At 58.4% G+C, this 10339-nt stretch carries 3 protein-coding genes; all 3 read left to right on the forward strand.

The features are described 5' to 3' along the window. On the forward strand, window positions 1–4303 hold a 4303-nt coding region (locus E5J99_RS20230; protein ID WP_135499627.1), incomplete at its 5' end, for a non-ribosomal peptide synthetase. Between the two features lie 63 nt (window positions 4304–4366). Continuing rightward, window positions 4367–5407, forward strand: a complete 1041-nt coding sequence (locus E5J99_RS20235) for a TauD/TfdA family dioxygenase (RefSeq protein WP_135499628.1) — start codon at window positions 4367–4369, stop codon at window positions 5405–5407. Window positions 5408–5803: 396 nt separating this feature from the next. Next, window positions 5804–10339 (forward strand): non-ribosomal peptide synthetase (locus tag E5J99_RS20240; protein WP_135499629.1); only part of this gene is annotated, 4536 nt, incomplete at its 3' end.

Genomic DNA, 10339 nt, shown 5'->3' on the forward strand with positions numbered 1-10339 from the left:
GGCCGGCGCGGCGCTGACCCAGGCCCTGGCCCAGGAGAAGGCGGCCGATCTGGCCCGCGGATTCGACCTGCGCAAGGGCTCCCAGATGCGCCTGCGCGTGGTCCAGCTCGGCCCGGATAGCTTTGAGTTTATCTGGAGCCACCACCACTGCATCATGGACGGCTGGTGCTCGCGCCTGCTGAGCCAGCAGTTCACCCAGCTCTACCAGGGCCTGGTGAGCGGGCAGCCCGTGCAGTTAACCGAGCGCCACAAGTACGCCGGGTACCTGCGCTGGCTCGACCGGCGCGATGCCCAGGCCTCGCTCACCTACTGGAAACACTACCTGCAAGACTACGAGCAAACCGCCTCACTGCCTAAAAAAGCTGCGGCCAACGAAAATCTGCCCTATGCCCAGGCCGAGGTCAGTCTGGATGTCGAGTCGGGTTTGGTGAGCAACGTGTATCAGCTGTGCCGCCAGCAGGGCGTAACGCTGAATACGGTGGTGCAGAGCACCTGGGGCGTGCTGCTTAGCCGCTATACCAATACGCCCGACGTGGTGTTTGGCTCCGTTGTATCGGGCCGGCCCGGCAACTTGGTGGGCGTGGAAGAAATGATAGGGCTGTTCATTAACACCATTCCAGTGCGGGTGCAGTATGGCAGCGAAACCACGGTGAAGGAGCTGCTGCAAAACATGCAGCGCAAAGCCCTGAGTACCGCGCCGCACCACTACTCGCCGCTGGCCAACGTACGGGCCCAGAGTGAGCTGGGGCGCGACCTGTTCAACCACGTGCTGGTATTCGAAAACCTGGAAAACAACAGCGCCGACTCGGCGGAAGACGTGGAAAATGCGGCCCTTAAAATTACGGGCCGGGAGTTGTACGAAAGCACCAACTTCGACTTCCACATCAACTGCATTCCCACGGCCGATACCATTCGCCTGGAATTCAAATACAACACCAATATCTTCGAGCCCGGCTTCATTGCAGCCCTCAAAGAGCACTTCGTGAACCTGCTGACCGGCTTTGTATCAGCCCCGGAACAGGAAGTGGATGCCGTAGAGCACCTCTCGGCCGCCGAGCAACACCACTTGCTGGTGACCCTCAACGACACGGAAGTAGCCTACGAGCTCGACAAAACGGTCATCGACCTGTTTGCCCAGCAAGTGGCCCAGACGCCCGGCCGCCCGGCCGTAATATGCGGCTCCACCACGCTCACCTATCAGCAGCTCGATGCCGTGACCAACCAGTTGGCGCAGTATCTAATTGAGCACTATGGGGTGCAGGCCAACGACTTCGTGGGCATTCAGCTCTACCGTAGCGAGTGGCTGCTGATTTCGGTGCTTGGAGCCCTCAAAGCCGGGGCCGCCTACGTACCCATCGACCCCGAGTATCCGCAGGAGCGCATCGATTACATCCGCGACGACAGCCGCAGCAAGGTGCTGCTCGACGAGCAGGAAATCAGCCGCTTCCGGGCCGCTCAGGAGCGCTACTCCGAGCAGTGGACGGCCGTGCGCAATCGGCCTGCTGACCTGGCGTATGCCATCTACACCTCGGGCACCACGGGCCGGCCCAAAGGCGTACCGATTCAGCACCACAACCTGACCAACTACATCAGCTACGCGGCCCAGACGTACTGCACCAAAGCGTGTGCGAAAGAAACGTCGATCTGCAACAACGTCAACTGCCAAGCCAAGGCGGGCACTACTTTCCCGCTGTTCACCTCCTTCTCCTTCGACCTCACCGTTACCTGCATTTTTGCTCCGCTGGTAACGGGCGGCAAGGTGGTGGTCTATGGCAAAGAAGGCCTCGATGAAGTACTGCCCGACGTATTCTGGGGCAACCACGGTATCAGTGTGGTGAAGTGCACGCCTACCCACATCGGCATACTCAGCGAGTTGGGCAAGCGTCCCACGGCCGTGCAGAAAATCATTGTGGGCGGCGAGCAGCTCAAGGAAAAGCATGTCGCTTACCTGCTGTCCATCAACCCTGACATTGTCATCTACAACGAGTACGGCCCCACCGAAACAACGGTAGGCGCTACCGTGGCCCGCATCGACCAGCACACGGCCGACATCACCATCGGGGTGCCCATTGCTAACACCCAGGTGTACGTGCTCGACCGGCGCGGGCAGCTGGCGGCGGTAGGCGTGGAGGGTGAAATCGTCATTGCCGGCGAGCAGCTGTCCAAAGGCTACCTGCACCGCCCCGACCTGACGGCCGACAAGTTTGTGCCGCATCCTTATACAGAAGGCGCGTTCATTTACCGCACCGGCGACTCCGGTAAGGTGCTGCCCGATGGCAACCTACTCTACTTCGGCCGCCGCGACGACCAGGTGAAGGTGCGGGGCTACCGCATCGAGCTGGGGGAAGTGGAAAACGCGCTGCTTTTGCGCCCGGAAATCACCCAGAGTGTGGTAATTGCCACTGAAGTAGGCGAGGAGAAAGTGCTGGTGGCCTACTTCACCAGCCCCGAGCCAGTGCTGCTGCCCGAGCTGAAAGGCTTCTTGGCCGCCACGCTGCCCGACTACATGGTGCCGGCCTACCTGGTGCAGCTGAAGGAGCTGCCTGTAACAGTGAACGGCAAGGTGGACAAGCGCCAGCTGCCCAGCCCCGACAGCATGGCCTCCGGCGCTGAGTTTGGCCCCGTTGCCCCGCGCAACGCGGTGGAGGAAAAGCTGCTCACCATCTGGAAGCAGGTGCTCAAAAAGGAGACCATCAGCATCCGCACCAACTTCTTCGACCTGGGTGGCGACTCCATCAAAATCATCCTGATGGTGGCCAAAATCAAGTCTAACTTTAAGATTGCGCTGGATTCGGCCAAGCTGTTCTATGCCACCACCATCGAGGAGCAGGCCGCGCTCATCAGCGAAGTAACCGAGCAGGAAGTGGGAATACCTGTGGCCCCCGTGCAGCGCAGCTACCCGCTCACCGAAATCCAGGAAGTGTACTGGGCCGTGTGCCAGGACCAGGCCACGTCGGTGGCCTACAACATCTCCATGGCCTATCAGCTGGTCGGTTTCCTGGAAGTGGAGAAGCTGAAAACGGCTTTCCAGCAGTTGCAAAACCGCCACGACGTGCTCCGTACGGTGTTCCGCTACGATGAGGAAGCTTACAACGTGCGCCAGTGGGTATTGCCCCTGGAGCAGCTGCCCGAAGCCTTCATCCTGCGGGATTTGCGGGCCCAAAACCTCGGCCCGGACGACCTCACGCAGATTGTGAATGAGGAAGTGACCAAGCCATTCGATTTCGTGAACGGGCCGCTGATTCAGCTGCAAGTGGTGCAGCATAAGGTCGATGAGTTCCTGATTCTGTTCAACATGCACCACATCATCAGTGATGCTTTCTCGATTCACATCATCGTGCGGGAGCTGTTCAGGCTTTACCACGGCCAGGTAGCCGACCAGGCCGTGACCTTGCCCAAGCTGCCCATTCAGTTCAAGGACTTCGCCGACTGGAGCCGCAAGCACCGCAACGAGGCCAAGCTGGCCGAAAGCGCTGGTTTCTGGAAAAGCTACCTCTCTAACTACAAGTCGCAGATTCGGTTTCCGTGGCGCAAAACCGACGCCCCCGACGTGCTCAAGGCCGATATCTACCGGCAGGTGATTGAGGATGAAGCCTTGGTGCAGCAGCTGCGTACCTGGGTTGGAAAGGAGAAAGGCACGCTTTACATGGCCCTGCTCACTTTGTTCAAGGCCCTGTGTCACCTCGAAACCGACCAGGCCGACCTGACCCTGGTAACGCCCGTATCTACCCGCGACCATGAGGAGGTGAAAGACCTGATTGGCCTGTTCCTGAACACGGTCTTTATCCGGACGCAGGTAGCCGGGCAGGAAAGCTTCGCCAGCCTGTTCGGCAAGGTACAGGCCTCGGTGCAGGAGGTAATGCTGCACAAGCAGTTTCCTTACTTGAGCATCGTGGACCAGATTCACAAAACGCAGGAGCAGCCCTTCTTCAACGTGGGCCTCAACCTGAACCCGCTGAATACCCACGCCGACGAGGCCGGGCCGGACCTGGGCCTGGAGCTGCTGCCCCTCACCAAGGAAGAAAACTTCGTGAAAGCCCAGCTCTGGCTCGATATCACGGAGCACGAAAAGTCGTTGGCCATCAACTACTCCTACCAACACTTGCTGTTCGAGGAGCGCGATATTCAGCAGCTGGCCGGCAAGTTGGAGCGCTTGCTCGCCCTGGTAGTGCAGCAGCCTACCCGGCCGCTGCTCGAAATCAGGGAAGAAATGCTGGCCGCCTCCCGCCAGGAGCAGAAGGAAAGTGCCCGCAAGCTGCGCTCCACCAACCGCCTGAAGCTGATGACCGGCAAGTCGTCTTAATCTCAACGCATACCACAACCGCCATTTTCTACCATCTCAACAGTATTTAACTTCTATAATGCCATGAACAACCTAGCAAAACTGAAAGCTGCCAAAGCTGCGCCCATGCTGGCCGAAATGGAGCAGAATATCACCGTAAAAGAGCCCTTCGGTAGTGAAAACAGCCTGCCCCTGGTAATTAAGCCCCTGCTGAAAGGCGTGGATCTGAAAGCCTGGATTGAGGAGCACCGCGCCGAAGTAGAGGCCGACCTGATGAAACACGGCGGTATCCTGTTCCGCGGCTTCGCCATCAACACAGTCGAGAAGTTCGACACCTTCATGAAGTGCTTCAGCGAAGAAAGCATCCCCTACATGTTCCGCTCGTCGCCGCGCTATGCCGTGGCCGACCGGGTGTACGTTTCCACGACATACCCCAACGAGCGCACCATTAATATGCACAGCGAGTCGTCGTACAGCTACGCCTGGGGCCGCAAAATTATTTTCTGCTGCATTAAGGCGGCCGAAGAGCAGGGCGAAACTCCCATTGCCGACAACCGCCGCGTGCTGGCTCGCCTGAGCCCGGCCCTGCGCCAGAAGTTTCTGGACAAAGGGGTTATCTACCAGCGCAACCTCTCGCCTCACATCGGTATGCCCTGGCAGGAGGTGTTCCAGACCAAAGACCCCGAGGAAGTGAAGCGCGTGTGCGCCGAAAATAACGTGGAGTGCCTCTTTAGCGGCCCGGACAACCTGACCATCCGCTGGCAGAAGCCCGCCATCTACGCCCACCCCGATTCCGGCGACCTGATGTGGTTCAACCACTCGTATTTTTTCAACAAGTACAGCCTCTACGAAGAAATCGGCCTGGAACCCGAAGACGAAATGCCCGAAGAATTGCTGCCTTCCAATACCTTCTTCGGCGACGGCTCGGAAATTTCCTTCGCCGAGTACAGCGAGATTAAAGATGCCTATGACCAGGAAAAAGTGCTATTCCTGTGGCAGGAAGGCGACTTACTGCTGCTCGATAACATGATGACGGCCCACGGCCGGAGCCCCTACAAAGGCGAGCGGCAAATCGTGGTTTCTATCGTGGAGCCCTACAAGAAGCCAGCACCAGCTAATAATTAATTAGCGACTTGGGCTTGATATAGAAAATATTTAGTACTTTAGAAACGCAATTTCAGTTTACGGGGGCTGAGAGTGGCCCGGCCGCTCTCAGCTTTTCCGATTTATCTTACCATTATATAGCTAAAAACCTATTTCATCACTTCTAAATCCTGTATAACGCTACTCTAATCTACTCCGTCTGCTTGCTCTATATCGTATAAAGCAGACCTGCTACTTACCCGCCCGCACTGCCCCTTGGCACCCTGCCGGCCCCATTACCGTCGCTTCACGATGTTGCCGCTCCTTACGGAAGCTGGGCCGTTGCGGCCAGGCCTTCCAGCTATTCGCGCTTGTCGTTTCTCCTTACTAGTATCGCTTACTCTACTCATCTACTTGATACTCTAATCTGATTTTTACATGCTAAGTCCTATTTCTAAAAACCAGGAATTCTTTTTACAGTTCGCCCAAAATCAGAACTCATTCCGGATTGAAGCTGACTATCTGCTCAGTTATACCGTTGAGCGTGAAGCCGTTGTTGCTGCCATTCAGGCCGTAATAGCCCGCTACGATATTCTGCGTACTGTATTCGTTTATAAGGAAGGACTTTCGCTGCCGATGCAATCCATTGGGGACGTGAGTGAGGAGCAAGCATGGACCAGCGGCGGGCCGGAAGTATCCTTGACTGACCCGTTGTGGCTGCACCTGGAGCCGGCTGGTGCCGGCGCGTGGCGCCTGCGCCTGCACTGCCTGCCCGTGCTGCTGGATGTAACTAGTGTGAAGCTGTTCTTCGGCGAAGTAGCCGCCGTACTGGCAGGCACGGCCGAAACGCTGCCCGCTGCCGACGACCTGATTCAGACCGCGCAGTATGCGGCTTGGCAGGAAGAGCTGGCCACCGAGGAAAATGAGGAAGCCGCCGCGTTCTGGAAACAGGCCAGCCGCCCCGGCGATGACGGCGAAATGCGCCTGGCGTTCCAGCAACACCCCGCTGGACAGGCTTTTGCCGCCGCCGTAAAAACCACTGAGGTAGCTGCCGCCCCGCTGAAAAGCCTAGCCCAGCGCCACGGCGTAGATGTGCAGACCCTGGTGGTGGCACTCTATTCGAAAGCCCTGCAACGCTTCACGGAGCGCACTACGCTGGCCATCGATCTGGTTACCAACGGCCGCGCCTACGAGGAGCTGGCTTCCGTAATCGGGCCTTTCTCCAAAAACCTGCCGCTACAAATTGCCCTGACCGAAACCGCCGACCTGGCCAAGTTCAGCGCCCAGGTGCAGGAAAATATCGAAGCCAGCCTCGACTGGAGCGACTATTACTTTGCCGACCGCTACGCCACGCACACGCCTGCCAACACCCGCTACGTAGTTGAATACAACAACCTAGCTACCGATACTACCGCTGCTTCCTTGGTTAATTTCGTGGCTTTGACCAGCGAGTTCAGCCAGAAGCTAGTGGTGCTGGATAAGGGGGCTACCCTGGAAGTACAATTTCAGTACGACCAAAACCAGTTTGATACCGCCGCCGCCGAGCTGCTGCTGGCCAACGTGGCCGCCCTGCTGGCCGAGCCCACGCGCTCCGCTACCGAGTTGCTGCCCCAGGACCGCGAAATTATTACCGCCGCCAACGCCACCGGCCAGGCTCCGGCCGCCGAGCACACGGTGTTGCAGCTCATCGAGCAGGCCATAGCTGCCCATGCCGATGCCGCCGCCCTTGTAGGCCCCGCAGAAACCTTCTCCTACCGCGAAATGGGCGAGATCAGCAAGCAGCTGGCCGGTGCCCTGAAAACTAACTACGGCGTAGGTGCCGGCGACCTGATCGGGCTTGCTTTCGACCTGAGCACGGAAATTCCCCTGGCCATGCTGGGCGTGCTCTACGCCGGCGCGGCCTACATTCCGCTCGATAGCAGCAACCCGAAGGAGCGTATCCGCAAAATCCTACTTGACAGCCGCTGCAAGCTCATCCTGGCGCAGGAAGAGCTGGTGGATGAGTGGCAGCAGGAGTTTCCCGACTTCACCATCCTGACCGTGCCGGAAGTGCTGGCCAGTGCCGCCGAGCAAGCCGAAGCAGCGTTGGCTTTGCCCGCCGCCGACGATACTGCCTACATTATCTATACCTCCGGTACCACCGGGGAGCCCAAAGGCTGCGTCATCACGCATGCCAACCTGCTGAACTACATCAGCTGGGTCAATGGCTACTACTTCCGGAACGAGCCCGCCACGGGCAACTTCTCCCTGATTACCAACTTCTCATTCGACCTTACGGTTACGGCCCTGTTCAGCGCCATCAGCCGCGGCAAGAGTCTGTACTGCTTCGAGCGTGGCCTCGGCATTTCGGAAATGCTGTATCAGTCGTTTGAGCCCACCAGCGCGGTAGATACGGTGAAAATGACGCCTACGCACATTTCGCTGCTGTCCTACCTGGGCCTGGAATCGACGAATGTGCGCCACGTAATTGTGGGCGGCGAAGCCCTGACGGCCGCGCAGATTCGTGTCCTCAAAACCCTCTCGCCCGACATCCACATCTACAACGAATATGGCCCCACCGAGGCCACGGTGGGCTGCGTGGTGAAGGAAATTGCCTCCGAGCACGAAACGGTGCTGATCGGCAAGCCCATTGCTAACATGGAAGCCTACGTGCTGACCGTCGCGCTGGAAATGGCCCCGGTCGGCAGTACGGGTGAGCTGTATCTGGCTGGCCAGGGCCTGGCCAAAGGCTACCTGAACAAGCCCGAAATGACCAGTGCCAAGTTTGTGGAAGCGGCTGCCCTACCCGGCAAACGCCTTTACAAAACCGGCGACCTGGCCCGGTTCCTGCCCTCCGGCGAAATCGACTTCCTGGGTCGCATTGATGACCAGGTGAAAATCCGGGGCTACCGCGTAGAGCTGCAGGAGATTCAGAAGGCCCTGGAGCAGCACGAGGCCGTGACCACCAGCATCGTGACGCTGTGGAAAAATGCCAGTGAGGAAAGCTACCTGGTGGCCTACTACATCAGCGCCGAAACGCTGGAAACCCCGGTGCTGCGCGAGTTCGTGGCCGAGAAAGTGCCCGAGTACATGGTGCCCGCCGTTTTTATCCCCGTCAGTGCTATTCCGCTGACGCCCAACGGCAAGCTGGACGTGAAAAAGCTGCCCAACCCGCAGGACTACTTCAGCAAAGCGGCCGAATACGTACCCGCCGGCACCGAAATGGAACATCGCCTGGTGGCTCTGTGGGAAGAAGTGCTGGGCACCCAGCCCATCGGTGTGCACGACGATTTTTTTGAAATCGGCGGCCACAGCCTGAAGGTAACCCAGCTCATCAGCCGCTACCACCGCGACTTTGAAATCATGCTTTCATTGCAGGATTTCTATACCAATACCACCATTGCCGGCCAGGCCGAGCTGATTGGCCGCGCCGCGAAGTTCACCTTCGTCAACATCGAGAAGACGACTGAGAAGGAAAGCTACCCGGCCTCCAACGGCCAGAAGCGCCTGTGGGTGATGAGCCAGGTGGACGACAGCTCCTCGGCGTTCAACATCTTCAATGCGTTACAATTTGAAGGCGAATTCTACCTCGAAAACTTCGAGCAAGCCCTCCTGACGGTGATAAACCGCCACGAGAGCCTGCGCACTGTGTTTGGCCAGGACCCCGTAACCGAAGAGGTACGGCAGTTCATCCGGACCACGGCCGAGCTCAATTTTAAGATAGACTACCTGGACCTGACGGCTGCCGACAACCAGCAGCAGCAGGTGCTGGCCGTGCTCGAAGCTGAAGCCAAGCGCGTATTCGACCTCAGCAACGGCCCCTTGCTGCGCGTCGGCGTTGTCAGGACGGCCGCCGACCGTTACGTGGTGTACTACAACGCGCACCACATCATCTGTGATGGCTGGTCGATGGAAGTATTCATTGGCAACACCATGAGCTGCTACGGCGCTTACCTCAATGCCCAGGAAAACCCGCTGCCTCCGCTGGCCATTCAGTATCGCGACTACGCGGCCTGGCTGGATAAGAAAATGACCGGCGACTCGTTCGAGGAAAGCCGCTCGTACTGGCTCGACAAATTCAGCGGTGAGCTGCCCGTGCTCAATCTGCCCTCCGACAAGAAGCGCCCGATGGTGAAAACCTACAACGGGGCCAGCGTGCGCACCAAGTTGGATAAGGAGGCCGTGCGCCGCCTGCGGCAGTTCAGCCAGGAGCGCGGCGGCACGCTGCTAACCGGCTTGTTAGCCGTCGTGAAAAGCGTTCTGCATCGCTACACCGGCCAGGAAGATGTCATCATCGGCAGTCCCATTGCGGGCCGCGAGCACGCCGACCTGGAGGAGCAGATTGGCTTCTACGTCAACACCTTAGCCCTGCGCACGCAGTTCAGCGGCCAGGATAGCTTCGAGGCGCTGTTCGAGCGGGTGAAAGCCACCACGCTGGGGGCCTTCCAGCACCAGCTCTACCCCTTCGACCAGTTGGTGGAAGAGTTGGGCCTGAAGCGTGACAATAGCCGTTTGCCGCTGTTCGACTGCTGGTTGCTACTTTACAAAGCCAACAGTTCTTACCAGAACAACGGCTGGGATTTTGGCGACCTCGCCATCGATTCCTTTCCCTTCGAAGGCGAAATATGCAAGTACGACTACCTGTTCTCCTTCGCCGAATTCGACGATGAGCTGGTACTCACGCTGAAATACAACACCGACATTTATAGCGAGTTTTTCGCTAACCAACTGCAGTCGAACATCAACCAGTTCCTGATTTCAGCCATCAGCGACCCTACGGAGAAAATCAGCACCATTGCTTACCTGACTGAAGCAGAAACGTCGGCACTGGAAGTCGCTGGCAACGGGCCGGAGCTTGGTATTGAAAACACCGGTTCACTTTTGGCGGAATTCGGGGCGGTAGTTTTGGCGCATGGGTCGCGGGTGGCGGTGCGCGGCCGTTCGGGCAGCCGCCTGACGTATGCCGAGCTCGACGCGCAGTCCTCGCAGCTGGCC

It is taken from the genome of Hymenobacter elongatus (assembly GCF_004745955.1).
In the GTDB taxonomy this organism is placed as follows: Bacteria; Bacteroidota; Bacteroidia; order Cytophagales; family Hymenobacteraceae; genus Hymenobacter; species Hymenobacter elongatus.

Bases quoted from the DNA above. Each gene is read 5' to 3' on its own strand.
- E5J99_RS20235 (WP_135499628.1), top strand. From the start codon at position 4,367: ATGAACAACCTAGCAAAACTGAAAGCTGCCAAAGCTGCGCCCATGCTG.